This window comes from Pedobacter sp. Bi126 (genome assembly GCF_918698245.1).
GTDB lineage: Bacteria > Bacteroidota > Bacteroidia > Sphingobacteriales > Sphingobacteriaceae > Pedobacter.
In genome coordinates this window covers 412031-439012 of record NZ_CAKKMS010000003.1, presented here as the reverse complement: position 1 = coordinate 439012, position 26982 = coordinate 412031, and the positions used below count along the sequence as shown (strand labels likewise).

Genomic DNA, 26982 nt, shown 5'->3' with positions numbered 1-26982 from the left:
ATATGGCAGTTACAAATTTAAGCGAATCGGTCAAAACAGCCCTGCATATTGCACAGTCTTTAGCTAAAGAGTATAGAAACGAGGTGTTTACTGCTGCTCACCTGCTCAAAGGCCTGATGCATAAAGATGTTGGCCTGCGCTCGTTCATTACCTCTATTGGTAAAGATGAAGAATATATTAGCGAATGGGCTGAAGTGCGGATTGACGAACAGGCAAAATCGGCGAGTTTTACAGATACCGTAAGCGGTGCGCCAGAGATTGCCGTGATTTTTGAAGAGGCCGATAATGTACGCATTAAACTTGGCTTGGACTTAATTACCCCGGTATGTGTATTAACCGCTTTGGCAAAACCAAGTATCGGTTTTCAGCCCGACCAGTTAAAATCGTTCCCGATTAAAGAACGTGAGATCCTGGATCTGTATGTAAAGGATGAAGAAATTTCGAGGGTGGTTTCGCCTGATAAAACAAGCGCTGGTACCGAAAGCAAAAGCACTGGCAACGCCCTGTATAAATATTGTATAGATAGGTTACAGATGGTGCGCGATGGTAAAACCGACCCGATTATCGGCCGTGATAAGGAAACCAGGCAGATGATGGAAATTCTTTGCCGCCGCACCAAACCAAATGTAATCCTAACCGGTGATGCCGGCGTAGGTAAAACCGCTTTGGTTGACGGTTTTGCCATTGATATCGTAAACCAGAATGTACCCGAGAGCTTAAAACCCGTGCAGCTTTTTGAACTCGATTTAGGTTCGTTAATTGCAGGTGCCTCTTACAAGGGAGAAATAGAGGACCGTTTAAAAAACATCATCAAAGAAATTAAGCAGTTTGAAAAGGCTGTGCTGTTTATTGATGAAATCCACACTTTATTGGATAGTAAGGGCCCCTTGGGTGCGGGTATAGGTAATTTGCTGAAACCAGAACTTGCCCGGGGCGAAATTACGGTTATCGGTGCCACAACCATTGATGAGTACCGCAAGATTATTGAGCCTGAACAGGCTTTCAGCAGACGTTTTGAAGTGTTGCAGGTAAATGAGCCAAACGAAGAAAGCACCATTAAAATGCTGCAGAAACTGGCCGTAAAATACGAAGAGCACCATACCTTAACCATCGAACCCGATGCCTTGGGCGAATGTGTGCGCCTGGCCAAACGTTACATGAAAGATAGGAGGCTCCCTGATTCTGCATTCGATCTGCTCGACCGCACAATGGCCGCCATGAAAATGATGAACGATACCTCTAATCAGGTAATCGAAAGTTTGGAAACCGATCTGGAAGCTTTAAATAACAATACCGAAGAATCGGAAGCAGAGAAATTTGCCGATTATAAATGGCTTTTCTCTTTGCTTCAGAATAAATTAAGTCCGGTTTTGCTGGGCCGCTTAACCGATGAAACACAGACCGATGCTTTTGAAACCGCTGATGAATACCAGGGTTATATTACCAAAAGCCTACAGGAGTTAAAAAAATATGCTGCTGAAAAAAGCGATCGCATCAGCAAACAGGACATTGCTTCTATTGTGGCCTACAAAACAGGTATCCCAATGGGTAAACTGCAGGCCGGCGAGAAGGAAAAATTGCTCAATATGGAAGCTTACCTTAAAAAACGTGTGGTAGGACAAGATCAGGCTTTAAAAGCGGTTTCAGATGCCATACTCGAATCGCGCAGTGGATTGAACAAAAAAGGACAGCCAATAGGATCCTTCTTTTTATTGGGGCCAACCGGAACCGGTAAAACCGAACTGGCCAAATCAATCGCCGAATTTTTGTTCAACGACGAAAAAGCGATGATCCGCTTCGATATGTCCGAGTTTAAGGAAGAACACAGTGCCGCCTTACTTTATGGCGCGCCTCCGGGATACGTAGGTTACGAAGAAGGCGGTTTATTGGTGAATAAAATTAGGCAACAGCCTTATTCTGTACTGCTTTTCGATGAAATTGAAAAAGCGCACCCTTCCGTTTTCGATACCTTTTTACAGATCCTTGACGAAGGCCACATGCACGACCGTTTAGGGAAAGAGGGCGATTTTAGCAACTCACTCATTCTTTTTACCTCGAACATTGGTAGTGAATGGATTGCCGAACAGATTGGAAAAGGTGTAATCCCTGCTTCAAATCAGTTAATGGAGGTAATGGCCGGGCATTTTCGCCCCGAATTTTTAGCCAGGATCTCCGAAATTGTTCCTTTTGCGCCGATAAACGAAAGTAATGTGGTGCGTATTTTCGAAATCCAGTTAAGCAGTTTGGTACAATCGCTCAATAAAATGGGTATCGATTTTGAAATTGCAGAAGATGCCAAAAAAATGATCGCTTTAGATGGTTTTACACCAAAATATGGTGCAAGGCAGCTATCGGCAGTTATCAGAAATCTTTTACGCAGGCCAATCTCGAAATACATCATTTCTGGTGAACTAAAAAAAGGATCGAAGGTTGTGGTAAGCAAACATGCAGCCGAAGATAAACTCGAATGGAATATTATTCAGCCAGAAACCGTAACATTGGAACAAAAATTGAGTTAAAACGTTAACTATTATATTATTAGAAAAAAATAATCGTAAACCTAAATCAACATACTATGTTTAACTATGAAATTGGTGGTAACGAGCGAAAAATTGACACCTCAGAAGCCTTCGCAGAAATTGCCCACAACAAAACACTTTTTGTACAGAAACTCACCGATAACGATCCGATAAAACCAGAAAAAGTAGAGGGATTAAAAACGGTGAAAGATGTATTCGAACATTATAAACCAAATGTGAAGGTTGCTTTCGAAAAGCAGGATGGATCTACCGTTAGCGAAACGATAAACTTTAACGATTTGGGCGATTTTGGTGTGAAAAACATCATCAACCAAAGTAATTACCTTACTAACGTGAACATCGAAAGAGAAATGTCGCTTAATGTAATCAAACAGTTAAAATCGAATAAAACCTTAAAAGCCACACTTGATGACGAAGAAACAAAGTCGGCCTTCATTAACGCTTTGAAGAACTTTGTTGACGAATTGGAGCAAAATAAATAATCTTAACGCCAAGAAAACATGTCAAACCCTCAAGAATTAAAAACCGACGAAAATACAGGCCAGGCAGGCTTTAAACCAGCTGAAACCAAAACCATAGAAAAAACATCACTTAAAGATAACCTCGAAAAACTGGCCCGTGTTGGCGGTTTCGATCTGTTGGAAGCCACTGTTGATGGTCTGCAGAATTTAAACCCTGAACGTAAAGCCCGTAAACAGATCTTTTTAACCGGTGATGAGAAAAAGAAAGAACGCGAAGAGCTGAAAAAGAAAATCCAGCTTTGGATTGATGTGCTTGAATCTTCTACTTCAGTTGCCGATATGGTAGAAAAAAGTACCCAAAAACTGAATGCTGCCGAAGAAAACCTGAATAAAAACATCGGTACCGCATTAGAAAGCACGAGAGAACTGGAGCAGGCATACCGTTCGGTACATTTGTTCTATAAAAATACCGAATCCGACAAACTTAAAAATGTAGTGCTGTTAAATGCATCAATGGATCAGATCAAAGATCTTGATAATCCACGTTTTATTGAATACGTAGATGATGAGTTAAAACAGAATTACGACCGTTTGGATCTCCGTAATAACTATTCGTTAATGGTTGTGCCCGGCTATATGGGTTCCAATAAAGTATTAGAGAGATGGGGTAAAATTGCGCATAACAACAAAGCCATGCTGGTAACCGATTTTGCCGATCTTGATCAGCCGGATGATGTACTTGATTTATTTACCGCAGCAAACTTTACCGGAGGTGATGCATTCAGATCGAATGTAATCATGACCTGTAACTGGTTGGTCGGCCGTGGTAAAGTTGCAGAAGTGGGTGAGGAAGACGATTTAACCGTACCCGGATCAGCAGCACTTGCTGGTAAAATGTATTACACCTTAATGTCGCAGGTTACTGCAGGTAAAAAACATGGTGCTATAAATGAAGTAGATGGTGTAAAATTCGATTTAAAGAAAAGTGAAATCTCCCATTTAGAAAGAGTAGGCTTGGTGCCGATGGTTAACGAATATGGTAAAGTTATGGCTTTTTCTGCCAAAACCTTATTTAATGGCGATAACATCGGTTTACAAACTTATTCGGTTGTACGTGTATTCGATTATATTACCAAAGTATTATTCGATTTCCTGAACAGAAGGGCTTTCGAAAACTGGACTTCTAAAACGGAACAGGACCTTCGTGGCCAGATTGTTAAGTTCCTGGATGGTATTCAGGGAGCCGACCGTTTAATCGAGCGATTTAAAATTATGCGTTTCGAAAGAGATGAACAACAGAAAGACAGGATCCACCTGGATATCCACATCACACCATATTTCCCAGCTAAAAGTTTTGTGGTAAAACTGGATGGACACAAAGGTGAAGATGAAAGTACCACATGGAGTTCAGAATATAATCAGCAATAGTTTTTGATAGCTGAAAATAAAAACCCAACCCCAGCGTTGGGTTTTTTTATGGGTTATGCATAACACTTAACAAATTCTTTATAATTTTGTAATGCATCGGCCTGATCAGATTAATCAAAAAAAATGAAGCAAATACTTATCCTGAATGGGGATATTGAAAAAAACGCATCTACGAATTTCCTGATTAACGCGTATAAGCAAGGTGCCGAAAGTGCTGGTGCAATCGTACGAGAGTTGGCCATTATCGACCTGATATTCAACTCGAATAAGCTGTTCAATAACAGGCAGATTGCCGAGTTAGAGCCCGATTTGCAAAAAGCTTTAACCGCAATTAGGCAGAGTAACCATGTAGTGCTTTTTTGCCCTGTATATGTAGACCATATTCCCGCAAAGATTAAGGGCTTTTTTGATCGTTTATTTATGCCTGACCAGATTTTTACCACCCAGCAGCAAAACGTAAACAATAATTTTAGTGGTCGTTCGGCACGGATTGTGTCTATTTTGGATGAGGCTACTTTTAAAGAATGGAAAGCAAATAAGAAAACAACTTACCTATCCATCAAAAAAGTTGTTTTCGAGAAATGCAGAATGAGCCCCGTGCTCACCAACACCATTGGTGAATTACATTCTCTTGAAAATCATTATAGCCAAAAATGGGTAGCTAAAATGGAAAAATTTGGTTCACAGCTGATTTAAAACTTTAAATTACGGGAAATTGTTGTCCAAAAAGACTACATCTTGGGTAAAACCACTACAGTTACGTAAGTTATTCTCTATCACGTTGTATTTGTAACACTAAAAATATCTTAAAACTTTTCCACACGTTTTCCACAACAATAACTCGTTTAACTAATCGTTTAGTGCGTTTCAGGATTTTATCTTGATTTCAAGAATAAGATTATTCACTATAGATGAGCAATATAATGCGTAATTGGCCTGATCTTTGGTTAATGCTGATACTGTAGCGGAGGCTACAATAAATCAAATTTTTTAACCTTTAAATTTTAAAACTATGGCTTTCAAAGCTAGATTAAATTTTTCAGGCAAGGAGTACGATGTGCTTCATTGTGCCTATGCGTTAAACCGCGATGTAGATGCTAAAGGAAGGCCTTCTTCCGGAGTTTACGGAGGTACCATCGACATTGAGATCGAGTCAACTGAAGACACCTCAATAATCGAGGCGATGGTAAACAACCAGTACAAACCTATTACGGGAACCCTTCTGATCAAGAAAACAGAGGAAGATGCCAAAATGAAAGAAGTTAACTTCGAAGATGGCTACATTGTTAAATATTCCGAAGGGATCAACATTGTGGGCGATCATCCGATGACGCTCAAATTCCAGATTTCAGCCAGGAAGCTTAAATTAGGCAACGCCGAGCACCTTAACGATTGGCCAAAAGCCTAAAGGGAGGCTGAGGGCAGAAAGGTTGAAGGTGTAAGGTTTAGGGTTTAAGGTAAATAAAATGCCAACCGCTTTACACTCTACGCCAACCGCCCGTCGCAATTCATTCATTTTTCAAAAACATTAAAACTTACTATAATGGCATTCAAAACCCGTTTAAACTTAGGATCAAAAGAATTTGATGTACTACAGTGCAGCTTTTCATTAAATAGAGATGTTGACGCAAAAGGCCGTCCATCGTCAGGTGTTTATGGTGGCACCATCCACATCGAAATCGAATCAACCGAAGATACTTCTGTGATCGAGTCGATGGTAAACAACCAGTATAAGCCGCTTTCAGGAACATTGGTTTTCAAAAAAGGCGAAGAAGATGCAAAAATGAAAGAACTGTCTTTCGAAGACGGTTATATCATCCAGTATAACGAGGGTATTGCGGTAAACGACAATACACCTATGACTTTAAGTTTTGTCGTATCAGCCCGTAAGCTAAAACTGGGCAACGCAGAACACGAAAACGATTGGCCTAAAGCTTAGTCATCACTAAGAATATAGTATTAAAAGCGCCCCGGCTTTTTCTGGGGCGCTTTTAATCCGTTGCTATTTTCATCACCCTACATCTACCTATCATCCCAATCATCCCAAAAAATTAATATTGCTTTTGATGCGTATATTAATTACAAAGCCATCTCAAAAATTAATGCTCAATTATGTCTAACCATTCCAAACATGTTGCAGTAAAAAACGATTACTATTCAGGTAAAATGTTTGGTTCGGCATCAACACACAATATTCATCTGAACATACGGTCTGCAGAAAATGTATCCATTTTTAATATAAGAGCATGTGCATACCCAGCATTTGGCTTAGGGTAATTGTTGTGATCAAGATAAATTAATATGGAAAAGAAACTCATTGCTGAAATCAATATAGAGGATAAGGAAATTACACATTTTGCTTCCTTCGTCCTTCAACAGGCTTTTAACGAACATCACTATTTTGAACTGCGCTTTAACCACGACCAGATGGGCGCGCCAGGACTGATCAGTTTAGATGATAGCCGCGATTTTGTGGGTAAAACCTTAACCGCTTCTTTTGGCCATTCGGCAGAAGGCATGCAGAATTTTGTAGGCCTGGTTTCTAAAGTTGAACTATCACAAATTCATGGTTACCATGGTGTTCTAATTGTAAGTGGTTATAGCCCAACTATTTTAATCGATCGTGGACCTGATTTGGGTTCATATTTAGATAAAGACCTGAATGAGATCGTGAAATTGGCAACTAAAGATACGCCAGCCAATGATTTAAAAGTGGTGGCCAATGCCACAAGAAATACACCAATAGATTATATTATCCAATATCGTGAAAGCGATTTTGCTTTTTTGAACCGCCTTTCGGCCGAATACCACGAATGGCTTTTTTACGATGGCAAACAGCTTAATTTTGGAAAACCCGATACACAAAAGGAAATATCCCTGTTTTATGGCAGAGATGTTCAGGAAATGCAGTATGCAATGGAAATTGCACCGATAAAAAATAAACGGTTCTCCTATAATTCGAAGCAGAACGAAATGCTGCTGAGCGAAAGCACAGGTAAAGTAGATGGCACACCCGACTTATCCCATGCTGTAAAAGCTTCTAACCTTACTTTTAGTAAAACCTTCAACCAACCTTCATTAATCAGGGTAGATAATAACAACGACATTAAAAACCTGGTAGAAAATGAAGAGAAAGCGAATACAAGTGAGCTTTTAAAAGTAACTGCCAGGGGCGATAATGCCGGTTTAAGCATAGGCAGCATTGCTGAAATTACAATGAGCCTCCGTAAAGAACTTGCTTTTACATCCGAAAGCCTGGGTAAATTTCTTATTACCAGTATTACTCATCATATAGACGAAAACGGCAAATACCACAATACTTTCGAAGGAAAAGTATCCACAACCGAACGGTTACTGGTAAAGAACTTCGAAAAACCACAGCCGGATATGCAACTGGCAGATGTGATTGATAATAACGATCCACAGGGCCAGGGCCGTATAAAAGTGCAATTTAAATGGGAGTGTTTAACCAACGATGTTACAGAGTGGTTGCGCGTAGTTACGCCAAGTGCCGGTGTTGGCGATAGGGGTAATAACCGTGGTTACTTCGCGATCCCCGAAATAGATGATCAGGTGATGATTGCGTTCGAAGAAGGGAATATTGCACGGCCCGTAGTAATGGGAAGTGTTTACCACAGCTCAAGCGTAGATAGTAGCCCGCTTATTCAAAATCACCTTAAAAGTATCATTACCAGAAGCGGACATTTAATAGAATTTGATGATAATCAGGGTACACAAGGCATAAAAATCACCGATATCCACAATAATATTATCCATATCGATACCAAAGGCAATAATATAACCATTACCGCTTTGGAGAACATGACTTTAAACTGTAAGAATATGCAGATCAATGTAGCGGAAAATATGGATGTGAAGGTGGGTAAAAACATTTCAGAAAGTGCCGGTGAGAACATTACCACAAGTGCCAACGAAGACATTACACAAACAGCCGGAAAAGATATCAATATCAGCGCCACTGGAGATATGAAAGAATCAGCAAACAATAAAACTGAAATGGTAGAAAAAGCATACATGAGAAGTGCTCAGGAATCTACACAGTATGCTGAAAAGGTAACTATTTTTAGCACCAAAGAAAACATGCTGTTGGAGAGTTCTGAAAAAACTGTAGAGATTAACAGTGCGGAAAAATCAAATCTTTTTTAATATGGCCATTAAGAAAATTGCTAAAAACCTGATCATTACAATTACTGATCAATATGTTTCCACTTCGCAAACCGCATTTGAAACTGCTGAAAAGGTAGAGATTGTTGCCTTGGGAGAAAATTTGGTCTTAGCTTCGAACAAAAAAATCAATATCACCGGTAAATAAGCAGGCTATGACAAATGTAGTGTTTAAGAAGCCGAGGTTCGTTGTACCTGAAGCTACAAAAGATAAAACGATTACAGATTTGGTGATGATGGTTGCTGGTACAACTGATCCCATTAATACCAAAGGTTTAAAACATGAAGCAAATACCAAGTACTGGGGTGGTGAAGAAGAAAGTGTCGAAAATTTTTGGGCAAAAGTAAAGGAGTTAAAGCCACAATTTCATGACCTACATATAGAAGGAACATTTTTCAGCTGGTCTGGAGATAATAATACCCAAGAAAGAAATAAGGCGGCAGCGCGTTTATTAGACCTAATCGATAGAGAATACCCAAAATTTAAAAGAAAAGAGGTACATCTTCATTTAATAGGCCATTCGCATGGTGGCAATGTTATTAATGAATTTACCAATTTAATTACTTCAGAGAAAGGCAAAGCATTTCCTCAACTATGGAAAATTAAAAGTATTACCTATCTATCTACTCCTTTTTTTAAAAAGAAACACCAGCTAAACCATGCAAAGCTACATAAGGCCTGTAAAATTATTAACGTACATAATGAATACGATTTAACACAACAGCTTGTTGCAGACTTCAGTTTGGTGAATTTGGAGGCATTTCTTCAGGATTTTCATGTGAAAAACTTTGAAAATGGCCTTAAAATACTTGCTGGGATAGATACCGAGGCACTTAAATCTAATCTGCTCGGTATTTGGATGTCTGACAAAGAAGGTGCTATTGTGTGGCGTGAAATGGCAAAAGCTTTTAAAGGCGCAAATGTACTCGCACAGGAATTTATCAAATATATTAAAGGGATAAATGTTAACAAACCGACTTTAAATAAAGAAAGAGACGAATTTGTGGGATTACTTAATACGTTTTTAAAATGGACTTATGATGTATATGGCAATTTTTCCAATACGAACAACGGTTATAGTAAAGCTAAGTTTGTTGCGAATTTAAAGTTAACACAGGGAATTGCTATTTTAAATACATTATTTGATATAAAAACCAATGAGCGCGACAGTTATATCTTGCATTTAATGGCCAGGATATTTGCAGAAAACACGGGATTAACAGATAGTATTGAGGTTAACGCATGGACTCCAGCAGATCAAGCAGCCGGCTTAAGTGTTCAGGATGTTAATATTACTACACACGACCCTTACCATAGCCGTGGTAAAAAAGCAATATGTGAAGGCTTTATCTCTGGGACAGTGGGAGCAATGCAAAGAAACAATCTCGAAGAACTTTTGCTGCGTCTATTTAGTCAATTTATTGATCCAGTTACTTTATTGTTGATCACATTAGCAATAGATAAAGTAATAGAGCCTTTGGTTTTTGGTAAATTAGATACCGAAATCACTAAATTGAGAAAAGATTTGCAGGTATATTCAAAACTTGTTTCCAAATATCATGCACCACTAGTTGCAGAAAAAGATAAAAAAACTTATCCAGATTTACTTACACGGCCAGGTACAGTACCCTATCTGGCAGTAGTATCGCATAGTTTAAGTCACACTAAATTTTGGAAAGATGTAGAAACAGGGTTAAGAGGTGCATTTAGCTCAAAGGTAAATCCCGGCTATAAAAAGAAATAACTATGAAAAATATACCTCAACTATTGATTCAGTTTTTGATCGTTCTTTTATTAGCAACCACCATTGTTACGCTGTATTTTATTTACAGTTTCGGTAGTCTTGCAGATAAAATTACTATCGGTGCAATATTACAGACCATAAAACAATTTGGCTTAGTAATAGGTATTCCAACAGCCATTTTGTTCGTGTTAGCAGATCTTTTAATTAAGAAAATAGAAACTGTTTGGGTTTTATATTTGACTCGGGGCATTGTATTTTTCGGCATATTATCGGTAGTGAGCTTAATACTTTCTTTTTATCTGATATCAAATGCATTGCTGGATAATCCTTTTACAAAATAAGTGATGTGGGGAATTGTTGCCAAAACCGAAGTCAAACCCAATACAGTAAATTGGTTAAAAGAATTATTTATGCTTAGGAAAATCCGGGGGATAAAGAGAAATAATATGGAAGTTAAAAGGACAAGCCTTTGGATGGGTATAACACTTAGCCTTATGGCAGTTGGTGTTATTTTTCCGATGCTGTTGATAGTTTCTGTATTATTCAGATACGGTGGGGATTGGTATTATGATGTTTTTCAAAGCTAAATGTATATTAAGTATGTTCGATAATTCTTTGTAAAATAGATTGATACGGTTTTAAAATGGACATTTCAAATAAAACAATATATTATTCAGGCTTAAACGCCCTTCGTTTAGATTGGCCTGCTGAAGTATGTTTAAAATATGGCGTTTTAATCATTTTTAACGAGGGCGAAGAAAATAGCAACGAAGTTAAATACGAAGTGCGTGTTACCAGGTTAAAGCCAGGTAAAGAGGGACAACCTTTATTTCAAATTGAGCGGATTAGTGATGTTTTTGTCAATGAAATCTTGCCCGATCTGGTTGCCGATCGTTTAGCTTATGCTGCGGGAAAAGTGTTTTATCCTTTGGTAATTACTGTTGATCAAAATGGTGGTTTTCAAAGTATTTACAATCACCAGGATATATTAAAAAGATGGCAATCTGTTAAAAAGAAGGTGCTGGATAATTTTGAAGGTGGTCTTGTAGAAGACTATGTAGAGCGGATGGGAAAACAGCTGGCCAACACTGATAGTATAAACCTGGCATTTTTAAATAACGATTGGTTTATCAACACTTTTTTTAAACCGGTTTATAAAGAATATGGTCAGAGCCGTATAACCGAATCCATATACAAGTTTCCGATAGCCAGAGGCTTTAACGTAGAAGGCTATCTAACCCAAGAGAAATTAGGTGCCCAATCTAATGGCTTTGGGGCAATAGAATTGATTCATGATGGTACTATTATGCCATTGGAGGATGAATTATATATCACAAACAGGGCTATTGGTAATTATGAAGGATATTATCTTTTACACCCGAAATTTAAGCGGATCATATCTGTCGTTTCTGATTTCAGTTACGGTGTACAGGAAAAAGCGAAAGTAAAGGTAAAAATTGCATTGATTCCCGAAAATGACCAGGAGTTTGATCACGATTTCGAATTAGATACCAATGTTAAAGGTTTGCCCGTAACAGAAATGGTGGTACTTGATGGCCCGTCAAAAAAAGGATTTTGGGATCGTTTACTAAATAATTAAGGCAATGGCAGAGAAACATATTGTAGTTCAGGGGGCACAGTGTATGTGCAAATTTGGATCGGCGCCCGATAAACTCAAAGTGCTAACGCATACCAAAGAATATGCAAACGATAAAGATGGAAGCCAAAAATCCATAGCAACCACAATGGATATCGGTCCAACTTTTGAAAAAAATATGTTTGGATCCTGCTCAAAAATGTACAATAAACCCTGTAATGCTGTGGTAACCAAATGGTCGGGTTTTTATGAAGATACCATCCTTACAAACGGTGGTAAAATTTTGCTCGAAGATAGCAAAGCTACCTGCCCTATCGGAGGGCCCGATTGCATTGAGATTGTTCAGCATGGTCAAAAAGCAGAAGCCTCAAAACAAAACTTTAATAACGCAAATAAAGACGTACAATCACAGCTCAATCCCATGTCAGAATCTTTAGATGAATCTGCAAATAATTTTAACGGTGTAGAAGCGAGTGTTAAAGCATAACGTATGGCAAAGGGAATAAAGAAAATTATTTGGACCGGCGAAGGTAAAGTATATAATGCTAACAAAGGATCTATACCCGGTCAGTTAGTGGTAGTAGCTCCAGATCAGTATGTTTGGTTCAAAATAGGAGAATGGCAGCCCGGCACTACCGAGCAAGATAGAAAGAAAGATATAAAATGGGCCGTTTTTAACGAGAAAAGCGTCATCGATCTTCAGAAAACAATACCCAGCAATTTTAGCTATGGTTACCGGATACCCAAAAAATTATGCGGACCATACCTGTGGTACATTGAAGCAACATGGAGCGGGAATTTCGATAGTAAATCAGGCTTAAAGATCAGGGGCGAATCACCTGCAAAAATAGTAGACAGCAGGTGGACTCAAAATGAAGGAGGAGCAGATGTACGCAAAACTTACCAGTTTTCGTACGGAGAACTCATCTGGCTCAGGCTTTTTACCGAAGGCTTAAATGGCTATGATAATGTAGAGGTTAGGGTATTCAGAAAATTGAGATCAGCACTAGGCCTATGGCCAAAAGATGATGAAGAAACCCGAAAAATTTATCGGGTAAGTGTAACCAATGGCGAAATTAACCTAAAAATTCCCAATACGTATTCATGGTACCAGTCTATGAATGATAGATCGGATGTTGAAGAATTTTATGTGCGTGTGGTGCATCCCGTAACTGGTAAATATATTGAAGATACGGGAGGTAAGGGTGATACTGCCCATGCCCGGTTTTTAAGGATAAAAGATAAACTTAAATCGCAGATAGTAGAAATACCCGAAAACAGAACACCGGTAACCATTTACCAGCCCGATAAAAATGAGGCAAGATTTGAGTTGTGCAAGTTTGAACAAATTAATGTAACAGAAGAAGGAAGTAAACCCGAACTAGTTTTCGATAATGGAAGTGGAGTTAAAAATGTAATCGATAAACGGGAAAAAACGTTAGAGTCTATTATTTTTAAATTTGATAGTACAGAACTTTTACCCGAAAGTCTTAAGCAGCTTAATAATATATTGCGGTTCTTGCTTGAGCATCGATACAGTACTATTCAACTTGATGGTTTTGCTTGTGTAATCGGTAAACAGAACCATAACAATGTATTATCAGAAAACAGGGCAAAAACAGTAAGAGAGTTTTTTATCAAAGGGAAATTAGATCCTAATCGGATCAAAACGGCCGGACATGGAGAAGTAACCCCCACAGACGATAAAAAAGGTCGCGACAATATTAAATATAAAAATGAGGCAGACTATCAGAATAACCGGAGGGTAGATATTGCATTTGAATATTACGGGCATAATGCACAAACTATTATTTATGAAACTATTGTTGGCAATAAACCAAAAGATATTACCGTAGAACCCGTAAAATTCGATACCAAAGCTTGTTTTGACCGCAAAAAGCACAATAAAACCATCAAATTAATCAACATTGATGTAAAAGCGGAGAATGAGGGCAAAATTACAGTTCCGGCAGTATCAACAATGAGTAAGTTCAATGTTATTCCATTAAATTACATTTGGCCCAAGCGGGATGGATTAATGAATAATTACATGGTTCATATCCATTCTTGCAGGTATTATTCTGTTCAGAACAATCCTACACTGGCTATACATGTATACTCTGATATTAAATGGACCATAGAATTTAAATGGTCGCATACCCAACCCTTTGCCTACACCTACGGTAATAAGTTGTACGGTTATGAGTTAGATGAAGCAAAAAAGAAAGCAATAGGCGCTGCAGTAGATGCCGGCTGGTCTGAAAACTTTGGTGAGATGGCTCAAAAGTTTGAGTTATCATTTGTAGGAGAATGGACTACCTCAGCAGGTAAAAAGCAAAAGGTTGAATTTAGTAAAGAATGGTCAGAACGTATTGCTAAAACCCTGAGGGTTATAAATCAGGTTAAGCAAATGGCAGATCGTGTATCTAATTCCTGTTTGGCCAAAGGTAGGTTCATGTTCGAGGTGAAGGCACCAGTTTTAGCGGTGTCTGCTCAATGGTATTTAAAAAAAACAAACAAAGTTGTTGGAGAGATTGTCGAAATCGGCGCAGAAACAAAACCGCTTATAGAAGCCGCTCTCAGTATAGATCTAATCGATATTGTTCTAAAATATGGTGGAAATGCTATATGTCCGGGGGCTGGTGAAGTACTCACTTGGATTAAGGATAAAATGAACAAATATGTTAAGATAACTTTTTTGATTACCGTAGGCGGTGCACTTAATATTGCAGGGAAATCCATCATCAATGTTAAATTCCCTAAGGAAACAACCGGTGAAGTCAAAATTACCGGTGAGCTCAAGGTCAATATCGAATTTAAAGCTACGGCCAAAGCCGAAACGGGTAGTATGGGGGTTTCGGGGATTGTAAAAGCGGATGCTAAAACAAGCGTTACCGGAGGCGTAAAATTAGGCGCTGATAAAGAAGGAGTATTTGTCGCTCCAATAGCAGAATTCGGAGGCATAAAAGCCACCTTTGTTGCTGCTACAACAATTAAATTTGGTTTTATTAAGAGAACTTTTAGCTTTGATGGTGATGCTGTTCTTGTTGAAAAAGACGATGTTAAATTTAAGAAACATTATTTGGTTTAATTTTATATACTCATGAAGAAAAATATAGCTTTTTTAGTTTGTTTAATCTTTTTAGGCTGCAGTCCAAAAAAAATTGACTTAAAAGATTTGGTCCTTGCCGAAAAGCCCAATGTAGATTTGTCTGAATTCACCAAAAATATAAAGGAACAAAAGGGACGCTTTGAACTACCAACAAAAGATGGTGTTCAGTTGGTTGATAAGGGAGAAAAGATAGTGTATTATTTTTTCGCAGGGAACGATAATGTAACTTTCAACAAAACGAAAATCGCAGAAGTTTTAGAAACAAAAGTAGTAACCTACAATGGCGATGTGAGTTTTATTAGTGTACATCCGGATAATAAAGATGCTGCAAACTTACTTAAGGATATGCTGAAAAGCTATTCGACACCCGATTCCATTATTTATAATCAAAGAAAATTTGATGACAATGAAAAGGAAACGCCTGCATTATTAAAAAGCCTTATGCCACATCTTGTTAAAGAAGTTGCTGATGAATTTGATAATAAGGCTACGCAATATCCCCAACAATTGTTTTGGAGCAAAAATGATGTATTAACCCAACTGGTTATAGATCCGACTAATGCTAACCTAAATATGTCAATTAAGATTATAACTAAAAAGGCATATATGGATCACATTGTTGAGGAATATGCTAAGCCGCTATTAAAAGAATATGACAGTCCGTATGCACATCTTTTTAAAAAATAACCTTTATGACTGAACCATATTATTTACTGGAATACAATATTTCACTGGCAAATTTTGATCTCATTGTAAACGATGTAGTTGTTCATACCCATACCGAAGGAGGTAGCATCCATTCTCAATACCCGATAAACCACTTTATTTTATCAAGCGGCAATCAAAGTTTTAGTGTTGTTTTAAAGCCAGTTGAAGGTGAACTGATTAATCCTAACGCCGAAGCTCAGATAAAAATAAACGTTTTGGATTCGGCAAACGGTAATTTTGATAATCAACAGACAATAACAAAACTAGATGCCCCGGCTTTAAATGAAAAAAAGCTACCAGAATTAAAAATAGGAGGTGTTTTTAAGGCTGAAGTACCTTATCAAACATTAGGTTGGGTAGCATCCCATATGATTGATGTTAAAAATGAAAATAGCTTAAAACTTGTTAATGATTTTTATCGCAGCATATACCTTCTTTTCAGGGATAAGAAAATCGACGAATTATCCGCTCTGTTAAAAAAGAGATATCACGAAACGGATACTTCCATGTATTTGGAAGAAGATAATTTGAGTGCGTTAAAAAATATGTTCGCTATGTTGGCAGAGGAAGATTATGTTTTACAAGAATTTCCTAATCAAACCAAATTAGAATTTTATGCACAGAATAAATTGTTAAACCTAAAAAGAAAGGATCACAGCCCTATTATTTCTTACCTCAAAAAGGGAGCAAATGAAGAGTTTGGTTTCCCTTTTTATATACACCTGCCAAAAGGTAATAATGGGTTCGAAATTATCCGCTAGATTCACAATTACCAGGAATAAAAATTAGAAGAGAATACTATTTATGGTCGCAATTGTATTTTTTTTGGCTGTAGTGCTCAAACTAAAGACCTTAAAAACCGGGGCATATTGGAAAAATGCATGTGCAGGTAAAGATGTCTGTTGAGTTATCGGCCTTAAATAGGAGAGATGGAGCAGCTAAAGACTGGATCACTTTCCTTGCTTTCGATTGGTATAAAAATTAGTAATTGTCCAAAATTACGCTTCAAAAAGTAACGCCTTGTCTAAAAATGCTACAATATTTTAAGCTATTGTATGTAGCGAAAATGAGACGGCTGGTGGTTTCAAAAAAAATACATTTTTTTTCTTGTCAAAAATCTGCGTTCTGCTAACCGTAGGATAATATTTTAGAATTTGGTGTACGCGTTAGCTGTTATATATGAGTAACATACACAATAATTGGCTTAATATTTGGTTTATAGTTAACGTAGCGGAGGCTATACTAATCAAATTTTTTAACCTTTAAATTTTAAAACTATGGCTTTCAAAGCTAGATTAAATTTTTCGGGCAAGGAGTACGATGTGCTTCATTGTGCCTATGCGTTAAACCGCGATGTAGATGCTAAGGGAAGACCTTCTTCCGGAGTTTACGGCGGTACCATCGACATTGAGATCGAGTCAACCGAAGACACCTCAATAATCGAGGCGATGGTAAACAACCAGTACAAACCTATTACGGGAACCCTTCTGATCAAGAAAACAGAGGAAGATGCCAAAATGAAAGAAGTTAACTTCGAAGATGGCTACATTGTTAAATATTCTGAAGGGATCAACATTGTGGGCGATCATCCGATGACGCTCAAATTCCAGATTTCAGCAAGGAAGCTTAAATTAGGCAACGCCGAGCACCTTAACGATTGGCCAAAAGCCTAAGAGCAAGGTTGAAGGTGTAAGGTTTAGGGTTTAAGGTAAATAAAATGCCAACCGCTTTACAGTCCTCGCCAACCGCTTATCGCAATTCATTCATTTTTCAAAAACATTAAAACTTACTACAATGGCATTCAAAACCCGTTTAAACTTAGGATCAAAAGAATTTGATGTACTACAGTGCAGCTTTTCATTAAATAGAGATGTTGACGCAAAAGGCCGTCCATCGTCAGGTGTTTATGGTGGCACCATCCACATCGAAATCGAATCAACCGAGGATACTTCTGTGATCGAATCGATGGTAAACAACCAGTATAAGCCGCTTTCAGGAACATTGGTTTTCAAAAAAGGCGAAGAAGATGCAAAAATGAAGGAACTGTCTTTCGAAGATGGTTATATCATCCAGTATAACGAGGGTATTGCGGTAAACGACAATACACCTATGACATTAAGTTTTGTGGTATCGGCCCGTAAGCTAAAACTGGGCAACGCAGAACACGAAAACGATTGGCCTAAAGCTTAAATCTTAGCAGACCAGGCCACAGATATCCCTCTAGTGCCTGGTCTTATGCTTTTTCCTTAATTAAACGGAATAGAATCGCAATAAACATTTAAATACCTTCTCATGGCAGATGTATTTGCTTTTAAAATCGATAAAAATATACAGAAGCAAACAAAAAAATATGCACATAAGTTACTATGGGCTCTTTTAGCCATAGGTTTTGCCGCATGCCAGCAAAATAATAAGAAGCAGAATGTTTTACCTGCGGCTGTTAATAAAGATTCTTTGGCTTTAGTTAATACAAATAAACACCTGGAAGGCGAAAAAAATCAAGATCCGCCAAAAGAAATGGTGCATGAGCTTAAAAAGGAAGCAGGGTACATTGTGCTGGTAAATATTACCAGGGTTGACTCCGTTTACAATGCTGAAAGGGTTTTTAGTGCGAAAGTATTGAAATCATTTAAGGGGAAGCTAAAACCTATGGATAGCCTGAAGTATATGGTAATGAGTGATTTAAAATATATTGAATACCCAAATGATACGCTGATTGTTTTTCTTCAGAAAGCTAAATCAACTCTTTCATCTTCAGGAAACAAGAATGTATTTTTCTATGCACTGGAAAATGCATCATTTAAAAGTACTAAATATCTTGATTCACTTCTAACCAAAAAATAGCATGCCACTTTCTTTGCCAAGTTTTACCGATTTAAGGATAAATTACCCAGCAACAAGTAGCGAACTGGTAAAAGCAACAATTGGTGGGGCTGTTAATGCTGCTTACATTACCAATACCTGTGTGGTGAGGATGAGCAGGGCGTTTAATTATCTAGGTATTAATAACAAGGTTTTTAGCATAGGCCTGCCTAGCTGGAAATATACCACAAAACAGGATTTCCTGGCCCAGGAAAAGGTAAAAGTCCATGCCATACCCACTCGGTATCCGTATACTAAAAAGTTCGAAACTATTGCCGGAGCTGATCAAAAGCGCTATTGTTTCCGGGTGAGCGAATTTTTCGACTACCTCAACCACAAATATAAAAAACCCGATATTAAAGTGGAAAAAGGAGTTAGAGACACTTGGATCGCACATCATGATTTAAGGGCGTTTCAAAATAAAATAGATGGCGTATCGGGTATTATCTGCTTTAAAACCCAGTTTAGTGATGCGACAGGTCATTTTACCCTTTGGGATGGCTATAAATGTTTATATCAGGATTATTTCTTAGACCCCAGAACCAGCGGAATTTATTTGTGGATTTGCTAAAAGATCGAATTTATGGAAAAGAAACTCATTGTAGAAATTAACATAGAAAATAAGGCAATTACCCATTTTGCCTCATTTAGCTTAAAACAAGCTTTTAATGCGCATCATTATTTCGAGCTGCGGTTTAACCACGATCAGATGGGTTCGCCGGGAATGATCAGTCTTAACGACAGTCGCGATTTTGTGGGTAAAACCCTTACCGCTTCCTTTGGCCACGATTCTGGTGGTTTACAGGAATTTGCTGGTCTGGTAACCAAAGTAGAACTGGCGCAAAGCCACGGTTATCATGGTGTACTGATTGTGAGCGGTTATAGTCCAACGATCTTGATCGATCGCGGTCCTGATTTAGGTTCTTATCTCGATAAAGATTTAAATTCGATCGTAACTCTTGCTACATCTGATGTTCCCTCAAACGATATTAAAATTGTGGCCAATGCCGCTAGAAAAGATCCTATTGATTACTTAATTCAATACAGGGAGAGTGATTTTGATTTCCTGAACAGGCTTTCGGGCGAATATCATGAATGGTTTTATTATGATGGCAAGCAATTGAATTTTGGTAAGCCAGATGATCAAAAAGAAGTTGCCTTGATTTATGGTCGCGATGTACAAAACCTGCAGTATGCCATGGAAATTGCGCCAATCAAGAATAAACGTTTTGCTTATAACCCAAAACAGGATGAGATGCTCCAGAGTGAAAGCAGCGGACAGGGAGATGGACCACCCGACCTCGCGCACGCCATACAAGTGTCTAACGCGATGTATAGCAAAACCTTTAATCAACCATCGCTTATCCGGGTAGACAATAACAACGACATTAAAAATCATGTACAGAATGAAGAAAAGGCACACATCAGCAATTTATTGAAAGTAAATGCAAGTGGAGATAATGCTGCTTTGAGTATTGGCAGTATCGCCGAAATTACGATGAGTGTGAGAAAAGAACTGTCTTTTTCTACAGAAAGCTTGGGTAAATTTCTAATCACCAGTATCAACCATGATATTGATGGTACAGGTAAATATTATAACACTTTCGAAGGTGTGGTAGCTACAACGGAGCGCCTTTTGGTAAAAAACTATAGTAAACCAAGCCCGGATATGCAATTGGCAGATGTAATAGACAATGCCGATCCGCAAGGGCAGGGGCGTATTAAGGTAAAATTTAAATGGGAGTGTAAAACCAATGATGTAACGGAGTGGCTGCGGGTAATTACACCAGATGCAGGAAGCAGCGATAAAGTGAGCAAAAACAGGGGGTTTGTATTTATCCCCGAAATCGGCGATCAGGTAGCTTTAACCTTCGAAGAAGGCAATATTGCCAGGCCAATTGTATTGGGTTCGGTATTTCATGGCAAAAGTAGTAGTGGCGGGAGTGCCAGCAATAACAGTAAAAGTTTGACTTCTAAAAGCGGACATACTTTAACCATGGATGACGGTGCGGGTATGATTATGCGGGATAAAGACAGCAATTTTATCGAGCTCGACGGAGCCGGTAAAGCAGTTTTCGAAACTAAAGAATCAATCTTGATTAAATGCGGAGAGAGCAGCATTTTTATGGATAAAACGGGAAAAATCATCATTAAGGGAAAGGATATTTTAACACTGGGAGAAAACATCGGAAATTCTGCCTCAATCAGTATTGGTATAGGTGTAGGGCCTGAAGATGGAACACCAACTTCTGGTATCGGGATAGAATCACAAACCTTAGATATCGGTACAAAAACGCTATCGATGAGTGGCGAAACAGAGGCCAATCTGGCTTCGAAAAAGATTAATGTGGGAGGCGAAAGCGAAACGAATATCAGTAGCGGTACCATCAATCTAAACTAATTTTCGACATTAAAGCTCCATGAACCCAATACAACTGGAATTATTTAAGATAGATAAACAATGGCAACAAGTAGTAAGGCAACATCCATCAGAAACCCTGTTTCTCTGTTTGGGTGAGCGGCACGAAGTAAATTTATTCGAAGCTTATTTTAAATACCAATTAACAGAAGAAAGCAGAACCAACGATATGTTCCTGCTCCATTATCAGGAATTCCAGAACAAAAATGATTACGGTAAAAGTTTGGTTAAAGAATGGAAGGAGATTTTTGACTTATGGCAGAAGGATACAAGAGCCGGTGTTGTTTGGGATATTGAAACAGGCCAGGGTGCCCGAAATTATAAAACAGATGCCTATTTGCCTGTTACAGCACTTATAAGGTTATGCAATCTTTATCCTGAATTAAAATTAAAGAAAATACATGTTCAGCTGGCACCAACTACCACCCATGATGTAACTGGCCTATCTGAATGGATTAACGAATGGTGCAGCTGTGTTAAAGCGTTCGATAACCATAATATTAAACTGGTTTATACCGAGCACCATACACACCGTACCTTAAAAAAATTAAAACAGGGTACCGAATTCAGGATCAATATTGATGTGAGCCAGTTGATGCAAAATGCGGCAGCACATACCAACCGGGAGAAGAACGACCCTGAAAGTGATTACCAGCAGCAGATCCTGACTGCAAGTAATTATTTAAGTAAAGGCAAACATGAGCAGGCCAATGCAGTTTTAGAACGGGCAATTGTAATCGCCCAGAAACAAGGATTGCACGAGGCGGTAGTGGCAGCAAGAATAATGCTGGCACAGAGTTTAGCCGTAAAGAATAAAAGGAGTGAAGCACGCCAACAATATGAGATGGCTTTGGCCCGTGCTGGAGAAAACACACTATTGAGTGCACATATCCACATGAGCTATGGCAGTTTCTTACTGGCACATTCGGGTAAAGATGAAGCTAAAAAGTACTTCGAAAAGGCAATTAAAATCGCAGAAATTATAGAGAACGATTTTATAGCAATGGAATGTACCCGCTTACTTGGTCAGCTTTCGGAGAGCAAAATAACCGGCTCTGCAAAAGCAATGGATTATTATTTGAAGTGTTTGGAAATTGCCAGAAAAATGCCGGTTGAAAAACGGCGACAAAGTTCGATGGCTTATACCGCATCGATCATGTTAAAAAAATATGGTGAGGAAAGCCCTGAGGGCAAAAAATTAGATATGGATATGCGGCAGGATTACGGAGAAGACTGGAAATCAATGGCTGAAGTGCCAAAAAATCACGCCAATCCATTATCATAAAAAATATACGGATGAAAAAAGTAAAAGCGAGTAAACCGAATATGTCTACCGATAGGTCAATCAGCCTATCTGCAAGCTTAACCAAAGCCGAACCAAAAGCCGTTGGTGGTGGTGGCGGCGTTGCCCCCGGAAGTAATCCCCCAGCGGCAAAAAGCACCTTAAAGCTTGTAAAGGCTAAAAAGCCTGCAATGGCCAATACCGCGGTACAACATGTTAGCAAGCATTTTGATGTGGTACTGGCTATCGATTTTCACTGGACAACCATTCCCCTTCCGCCATCTTTTGGGTTTATTCCTTTGCCTTTGCCACATCCTTTTATTGGGATGGTGTTCGATCCAATGGATTACCTGCATTTCAGTATTCCTATTCCAAAATTTGCACAGGGTTTAATCGGTACGGCCAGTATCCCGATGGGCGGCTCAATTTATGTACATGGTCGCCATAAAGCCACTACTACCACTACAGTTATGGGTGTTTTACTCCCGTTTAGGCACATCAGTTCTATTCCAGTTTATTTTATTGTGAATATCCCCGGCTCGCCACATGAGGGCGAGGTATACTGGGGTTCTACTACTGTAAAAGGGCAAGGCTCGGAAATGAGCGGTTCTAATCCTGGCCAGGTGCTTACCTGCTGGTGCCCGCCAATGGGTTTGAAGCCCTTGCCAACTGTACCTGGTAAATTGAAGAAAAACCCATTGGCTTATTTCGCTTTTTACAGCGATTTATTGAGTATGTATGTACAGATTAATACTGGTAAACCTGTGTTGGTTGGTGGTACATTTGCGCCGCATAATTATACGCTGAAAGAGTATTTAATGCGTTTTGCGGCCATTGGTATTATGAGGGGGCTCACCAAATTAGGTGGGGCTTTAGCTAAAGGGGCCTTAAAAGGCGTAAATAAGCTTCTCCAGCGAATGTTGGGCAAAACAAACCCGCTATCAAAAAAACTCTGTCATTGGGGATTGGAACCTGTTAATTTTGTTACTGGTGCCATGTTTTTCGAATGGACCGATTTCGAACTGCATGGTGGCCAAACACTGGCCTGGAACAATGTATGGCGCAGCGATAAGCCATATGCAGGTATGTTGGGCAATCAGGTTTACAATAATTACGATTTATATATTTATCCCGATCCGGAAGCTGAAATTGTTGGTTTTAGCCATCCGAAAGAAAATATGGTGATGCCTTTGCCCTATATCGAACCATATTCAGGCAAACAGTACGATCGTGCACAAAAAATCTGGATGGAACGGCCCGATGAAAATACCTGGGTGCTCACCATTGATCAGGATATTTATACCTATGCGCTTTTTAGTGGCGGAGTTGATGGCGATATTTACCGCATAAGCAAAATTGAGTACAATAGCGGCACCAACCTTACATTTTACTATCAAAAACAACTTTTATCCCGCATTGTAGAAAATTCTGGTCGTGTGCTCGAAATGCAGCACAATGAGGCAAGTACGGCAATTAAAGCAGTTTATTATCAATATAAAAATACCAGCGATCTGTTGGTGAGTTACGATTACGATCAACGCGGCAATATGATCAAAGTATACGATCAGGCAGGTAAAGCTATCAGTTTTGAGTACGATGATCACGATCGCGTAGTGAAAAGAACAAACCGCAACGGGATGGCCTATTTCTGGCGTTATGATGAAGAGGGCCGCGTAATCCATACCGAAGGCAGAGATGGTTTTATGAGTGGATCGATTAGCTATTTCCAGGAAGAAGGATATAACGAAGTATATTATCGCGATGGTAAAGTAGAACGCTATTATTATGATGAAAACGATCTGGTGTACAAAAAAGTAGATGCTATGGGTGGCGAAACCTGGTATGAACACGATCGTTACAATGAAGAAAAAATGATTTCCAGCCCTGAGGGTAGGGTAATCGGTTATGAATACGATGAGAGGGGCAATATCACCACTTACCATACGGCAGATGGCGAGCAGTATCAGTATGCATATGATGACAATAATAACCTGATATTGCGCAGTGATCCGGCTGGATCAAACGAAACATGGTTGTACAACGAGCAGAACCAATTGCTTAAACATGTGCAAAAAGATAATCGTATAGTCGATTTTTATTATACCGAAGGACAAAAATTACCCATATTTTGTCGCGATAATGATGGCTATGAAGTTCATTGGACATATAACAGTTTAAATCAACTAATTGAATCGGTTTCGAGCGAAGGCAATAGCCGTCGCTGGACTTATGATGATTACGGTCGACTGATCCGTTTTAGCCCCGATGGTGATCAAACTACGATCTGGGAACGTGATGAAATGGGACGCGTAATCCTTGTGAAAGATTTTGGAGAAGAGGCTTTACGTTTCGAATACGATGCCTATGATCTTCCGGTTTACGCCACCGATGGCCGCGAAGAATGGCACATGGCCTACACCCCAATGGGTAGCCTAAAAACACAAAAAAGAAGCAGTCAATCATCCAGTCAAAATGCCCAGGTCCTTCATTTTACCTATGATAAGTGGGAAAATTTAAAAGGTATTACCAACGAAAAAGGGGAAGAGTATACCTTTTTAAGAGATGCGAATGATGATGTGGTAAAAGAAATTGGTTTTGACGGGCAAGAGCAGCAATATATCCGTAACCAGGACGGGCAGATTATTAAAACGATACAGGCCGATGGAAAGGCTGTGTACCACAATTACGATCTGAGCGGCCGATTGGTATACAGCAGCTATGAAGATGGTACTTACGAAGCCTTTCAATACAATAAACTTGGTTTGCTCATTACAGCGGAGAACGAACTTTCTTCGGTTAATTTTAGGCGCAATCCGTTGGGTATGATCACCCAGGAAATACAGGATGGCTACCAGGTTAATTATCAATATGATGTTTTTGGAAATCTGACAAGTTTAAAAAGTTCATTAGGGGCCGATATAAAATACGATTATAATGAAATTGGTTATCTGAATGGCATCGCAGCTAAAAGTGGCGGATCGGCAGAATGGACAGCAGCTATTGGCCGGAATAAAAACGGACAGGAAACCAACCGCAGTTTAAGCGGCGGGGTTAGAGCAACATTCGATTATGACCATGAAGGCCATCCAATTAGTCAAAAGGTCGAAGCCAGCCGTTCCATCACAGCATTTAAACAATATGCCTGGGGGCCAAACGATAAACTGAATAGCTGCTTAAACAGCATTACGGGCGGTAGCATCAATTACAGATACGATACTTTTGGTAGTCTTTCTTCGGCAAGTTATAGCGATGGTAAAGTGATTTATAAGAATCCCGATGAAACAGGAAACTTATATAAAACAGGCGATCGCAGCGACAGACGTTACGATAAAGGTGGTAAACTGCTTAAAGATGACCAATGGTATTACCGTTACGATGCCAAAGGCAACCTGGTACAAAAAAGTAAACGTAATATTATCGGTCTGGTAAAAGAGGAAGCTACTAAACCTGAAGACAATGGCTTATTTGGCAAAAAATTAAACTGGGGAATGGCCAGCCCTGATGTTCCCAAAGCTGAAATGCTTGAAATCTTAGCTGATGCCGAACCCGATTTACCAGAGTGGAAAGAAGGTGACTGGGCTTACGCCTGGACGGCTAATGGCATGATGAAAGCGGTTAAAAATCCACATGGCGAGATCATCAGTTTCGAATACGATGCTTTAGGAAGGAGGAAAGCCAAAATTGTTAAAAATACGGTGTATCGTTATGTGTGGGATGGGAATTTACTCCTTCATGAATGGAGCTACCCCTTAAACGACCGGCCAAATTTAGTAGTGAATGAAGACGGTCTTCTCAGTTATGATAGAACAGAACCGCTGGGCAATGATTTAATTACCTGGGTTTACGATCAGAATGAATTTAACCCAAGTGCCAAAATCGTTAATGGCCAGTACTACTCCATTATTAGCGATTATTTGGGCACACCTGTACAGGCTTTTGATGATGCAGGTAAAAAAGTGTGGGATTGCGAACTTGATATTTATGGAAAAATCCGTAAACTTAGCGGCAGCAGGGAATTTGTTCCGTTCAGGTATCAGGGGCAATATGAAGACGTAGAAACCGGGCTTTATTATAATAGGTTTAGGTATTATGATCCGGAAATTGGAGGATATATAAGTCAGGATCCCATTGGATTATTTGGAGGTAATCCTACCGTTTATGGATATGTATTTGATAGTAATTATGAGTTAGATGTATTTGGCTTAAAAACCTTTCAGCAGGCATTAGGTGATTATGGCGAAAAGTGGGTGAAAGAAGCTTTACAAAATTCAAATAAGTATTCCCGTGTATTTCAAGTTCAAAATGCTTCTGGTCACGGTATTGATGTGGTGGGTATGCGCCATGATGGAAAATTTGATATTTTTGAAGTGAAGACTAATATTTCAGGCGATGTTGGGAAATTGTCGGCGAGGCAGCTTGAAGCGGATGAGTTTATAAACGATATTTTAACAAAGAAAAATATTTCTGACTTTGGGCTTAGTTCTAAGGAAGCGAACCGGATTTTAAAGAATATAGGTGATAAGCGTGTAGTAGATGTATTTGTAGGTAGAGGGCCTAAAGGGCGGTTTAAAGTGAAATCGGCTTTGATATCTGATTGGGATGAGATATCTAAAATACAAAAAGGGTGTAAGTAATTTTAGTTT

Annotated in this window: 23 protein-coding genes; all 23 read left to right on the top strand. The window is 39.0% G+C overall.

Going from position 1 to position 26982, the window contains the following annotated elements; genetic code table 11:
- Positions 1-2 precede the first annotated feature (2 nt).
- The 23 genes from LQ201_RS12055 (at position 3) to LQ201_RS11945 (ending at position 26973) form a co-directional block, all read left to right on the top strand.
- On the top strand, positions 3-2519 hold the full coding sequence (locus LQ201_RS12055) for an ATP-dependent Clp protease ATP-binding subunit (protein ID WP_230142661.1): 2517 nt from the start codon (positions 3-5) through the stop codon (positions 2517-2519).
- Positions 2520-2575: 56 nt separating this feature from the next.
- Complete coding sequence (locus LQ201_RS12050; RefSeq protein WP_230142659.1) at positions 2576-3022, top strand: hypothetical protein; 447 nt, start codon at positions 2576-2578, stop codon at positions 3020-3022.
- Between the two features lie 18 nt (positions 3023-3040).
- Positions 3041-4429, top strand: coding sequence for a DUF5458 family protein (locus LQ201_RS12045; protein ID WP_230142657.1), 1389 nt, complete (start codon positions 3041-3043; stop codon positions 4427-4429).
- A 123-nt stretch (positions 4430-4552) separates the two neighbouring features.
- Positions 4553-5125: an NAD(P)H-dependent oxidoreductase gene (locus tag LQ201_RS12040; protein ID WP_215124633.1), complete on the top strand. Its 573-nt coding sequence runs from the start codon at positions 4553-4555 to the stop codon at positions 5123-5125.
- A 316-nt stretch (positions 5126-5441) separates the two neighbouring features.
- Positions 5442-5837, top strand: a complete 396-nt coding sequence (gene tssD, locus LQ201_RS12035) for a type VI secretion system tube protein TssD (RefSeq protein ID WP_025141859.1) — start codon at positions 5442-5444, stop codon at positions 5835-5837.
- 135 nt (positions 5838-5972) lie between these two features.
- Positions 5973-6368, top strand: coding sequence for a type VI secretion system tube protein TssD (gene tssD / locus LQ201_RS12030; RefSeq protein WP_025141860.1), 396 nt, complete (start codon positions 5973-5975; stop codon positions 6366-6368).
- 362 nt (positions 6369-6730) lie between these two features.
- Entirely contained in the window at positions 6731-8596 is a 1866-nt protein-coding gene (locus tag LQ201_RS12025; RefSeq protein WP_230142655.1) for a type VI secretion system Vgr family protein, read from the top strand.
- Between the two features lies 1 nt (position 8597).
- Positions 8598-8762, top strand: a complete 165-nt coding sequence (locus LQ201_RS12020) for a hypothetical protein (RefSeq protein ID WP_157258313.1) — start codon at positions 8598-8600, stop codon at positions 8760-8762.
- A gap of 7 nt (positions 8763-8769) precedes the next feature.
- A complete protein-coding gene (locus tag LQ201_RS12015; protein ID WP_230142653.1) occupies positions 8770-10359 on the top strand; it encodes a hypothetical protein in 1590 nt (529 codons plus the stop codon).
- Positions 10360-10361: 2 nt separating this feature from the next.
- Positions 10362-10700: a hypothetical protein gene (locus LQ201_RS12010; RefSeq protein ID WP_230142651.1), complete on the top strand. Its 339-nt coding sequence runs from the start codon at positions 10362-10364 to the stop codon at positions 10698-10700.
- A 3-nt stretch (positions 10701-10703) separates the two neighbouring features.
- A complete protein-coding gene (locus LQ201_RS12005) occupies positions 10704-10946 on the top strand; it encodes a hypothetical protein (RefSeq protein ID WP_230142649.1) in 243 nt (80 codons plus the stop codon).
- A 56-nt stretch (positions 10947-11002) separates the two neighbouring features.
- Complete coding sequence (locus LQ201_RS12000) at positions 11003-11959, top strand: hypothetical protein (protein ID WP_230142648.1); 957 nt, start codon at positions 11003-11005, stop codon at positions 11957-11959.
- A 4-nt stretch (positions 11960-11963) separates the two neighbouring features.
- A complete protein-coding gene (locus LQ201_RS11995) occupies positions 11964-12443 on the top strand; it encodes a DUF4280 domain-containing protein (RefSeq protein WP_230142646.1) in 480 nt (159 codons plus the stop codon).
- 3 nt (positions 12444-12446) lie between these two features.
- Positions 12447-15047: an OmpA family protein gene (locus LQ201_RS11990; RefSeq protein ID WP_230142644.1), complete on the top strand. Its 2601-nt coding sequence runs from the start codon at positions 12447-12449 to the stop codon at positions 15045-15047.
- A gap of 12 nt (positions 15048-15059) precedes the next feature.
- Positions 15060-15755 (top strand): hypothetical protein, encoded by a 696-nt coding sequence (locus tag LQ201_RS11985; protein WP_230142641.1) that lies wholly within the window; start codon positions 15060-15062, stop codon positions 15753-15755.
- Positions 15756-15760: 5 nt separating this feature from the next.
- Entirely contained in the window at positions 15761-16537 is a 777-nt protein-coding gene (locus tag LQ201_RS11980; RefSeq protein WP_230142639.1) for a hypothetical protein, read from the top strand.
- 516 nt (positions 16538-17053) lie between these two features.
- Entirely contained in the window at positions 17054-17449 is a 396-nt protein-coding gene (gene tssD / locus LQ201_RS11975; RefSeq protein WP_025141859.1) for a type VI secretion system tube protein TssD, read from the top strand.
- A gap of 121 nt (positions 17450-17570) precedes the next feature.
- The gene (gene tssD / locus LQ201_RS11970; RefSeq protein ID WP_025141860.1) at positions 17571-17966 is read left to right on the top strand and encodes a type VI secretion system tube protein TssD; all 396 of its coding nucleotides are present in this window, start codon (positions 17571-17573) and stop codon (positions 17964-17966) included.
- A 102-nt stretch (positions 17967-18068) separates the two neighbouring features.
- Positions 18069-18620: a hypothetical protein gene (locus LQ201_RS11965; protein ID WP_230142638.1), complete on the top strand. Its 552-nt coding sequence runs from the start codon at positions 18069-18071 to the stop codon at positions 18618-18620.
- Between the two features lies 1 nt (position 18621).
- Complete coding sequence (locus tag LQ201_RS11960; protein WP_230142637.1) at positions 18622-19209, top strand: T6SS effector amidase Tae4 family protein; 588 nt, start codon at positions 18622-18624, stop codon at positions 19207-19209.
- 12 nt (positions 19210-19221) lie between these two features.
- Positions 19222-21039: a type VI secretion system Vgr family protein gene (locus LQ201_RS11955; RefSeq protein WP_230142635.1), complete on the top strand. Its 1818-nt coding sequence runs from the start codon at positions 19222-19224 to the stop codon at positions 21037-21039.
- Between the two features lie 19 nt (positions 21040-21058).
- Positions 21059-22342, top strand: a complete 1284-nt coding sequence (locus tag LQ201_RS11950; protein ID WP_230142634.1) for a hypothetical protein — start codon at positions 21059-21061, stop codon at positions 22340-22342.
- An 11-nt stretch (positions 22343-22353) separates the two neighbouring features.
- Positions 22354-26973, top strand: a complete 4620-nt coding sequence (locus LQ201_RS11945; protein WP_230142631.1) for an RHS repeat-associated core domain-containing protein — start codon at positions 22354-22356, stop codon at positions 26971-26973.
- The last annotated feature ends 9 nt before the right edge of the window (positions 26974-26982 follow it).

What these genes read in the sequence shown, in the direction of transcription:
- LQ201_RS12055 (WP_230142661.1), top strand. Translation starts at nt 3, where the DNA reads ATGGCAGTTACAAATTTAAGCGAATCGGTCAAAACAGCCCTGCATATT.
- LQ201_RS12050 (WP_230142659.1), top strand. Translation starts at nt 2,576, where the DNA reads ATGTTTAACTATGAAATTGGTGGTAACGAGCGAAAAATTGACACCTCA.
- LQ201_RS12045 (WP_230142657.1), top strand. Translation starts at nt 3,041, where the DNA reads ATGTCAAACCCTCAAGAATTAAAAACCGACGAAAATACAGGCCAGGCA.
- LQ201_RS12040 (WP_215124633.1), top strand. Translation starts at nt 4,553, where the DNA reads ATGAAGCAAATACTTATCCTGAATGGGGATATTGAAAAAAACGCATCT.
- tssD (WP_025141859.1), top strand. Translation starts at nt 5,442, where the DNA reads ATGGCTTTCAAAGCTAGATTAAATTTTTCAGGCAAGGAGTACGATGTG.
- tssD (WP_025141860.1), top strand. Translation starts at nt 5,973, where the DNA reads ATGGCATTCAAAACCCGTTTAAACTTAGGATCAAAAGAATTTGATGTA.
- LQ201_RS12025 (WP_230142655.1), top strand. Translation starts at nt 6,731, where the DNA reads ATGGAAAAGAAACTCATTGCTGAAATCAATATAGAGGATAAGGAAATT.
- LQ201_RS12020 (WP_157258313.1), top strand. Translation starts at nt 8,598, where the DNA reads ATGGCCATTAAGAAAATTGCTAAAAACCTGATCATTACAATTACTGAT.
- LQ201_RS12015 (WP_230142653.1), top strand. Translation starts at nt 8,770, where the DNA reads ATGACAAATGTAGTGTTTAAGAAGCCGAGGTTCGTTGTACCTGAAGCT.
- LQ201_RS12010 (WP_230142651.1), top strand. Translation starts at nt 10,362, where the DNA reads ATGAAAAATATACCTCAACTATTGATTCAGTTTTTGATCGTTCTTTTA.
- LQ201_RS12005 (WP_230142649.1), top strand. Translation starts at nt 10,704, where the DNA reads ATGTGGGGAATTGTTGCCAAAACCGAAGTCAAACCCAATACAGTAAAT.
- LQ201_RS12000 (WP_230142648.1), top strand. Translation starts at nt 11,003, where the DNA reads ATGGACATTTCAAATAAAACAATATATTATTCAGGCTTAAACGCCCTT.
- LQ201_RS11995 (WP_230142646.1), top strand. Translation starts at nt 11,964, where the DNA reads ATGGCAGAGAAACATATTGTAGTTCAGGGGGCACAGTGTATGTGCAAA.
- LQ201_RS11990 (WP_230142644.1), top strand. Translation starts at nt 12,447, where the DNA reads ATGGCAAAGGGAATAAAGAAAATTATTTGGACCGGCGAAGGTAAAGTA.
- LQ201_RS11985 (WP_230142641.1), top strand. Translation starts at nt 15,060, where the DNA reads ATGAAGAAAAATATAGCTTTTTTAGTTTGTTTAATCTTTTTAGGCTGC.
- LQ201_RS11980 (WP_230142639.1), top strand. Translation starts at nt 15,761, where the DNA reads ATGACTGAACCATATTATTTACTGGAATACAATATTTCACTGGCAAAT.
- tssD (WP_025141859.1), top strand. Translation starts at nt 17,054, where the DNA reads ATGGCTTTCAAAGCTAGATTAAATTTTTCGGGCAAGGAGTACGATGTG.
- tssD (WP_025141860.1), top strand. Translation starts at nt 17,571, where the DNA reads ATGGCATTCAAAACCCGTTTAAACTTAGGATCAAAAGAATTTGATGTA.
- LQ201_RS11965 (WP_230142638.1), top strand. Translation starts at nt 18,069, where the DNA reads ATGGCAGATGTATTTGCTTTTAAAATCGATAAAAATATACAGAAGCAA.
- LQ201_RS11960 (WP_230142637.1), top strand. Translation starts at nt 18,622, where the DNA reads ATGCCACTTTCTTTGCCAAGTTTTACCGATTTAAGGATAAATTACCCA.
- LQ201_RS11955 (WP_230142635.1), top strand. Translation starts at nt 19,222, where the DNA reads ATGGAAAAGAAACTCATTGTAGAAATTAACATAGAAAATAAGGCAATT.
- LQ201_RS11950 (WP_230142634.1), top strand. Translation starts at nt 21,059, where the DNA reads ATGAACCCAATACAACTGGAATTATTTAAGATAGATAAACAATGGCAA.
- LQ201_RS11945 (WP_230142631.1), top strand. Translation starts at nt 22,354, where the DNA reads ATGAAAAAAGTAAAAGCGAGTAAACCGAATATGTCTACCGATAGGTCA.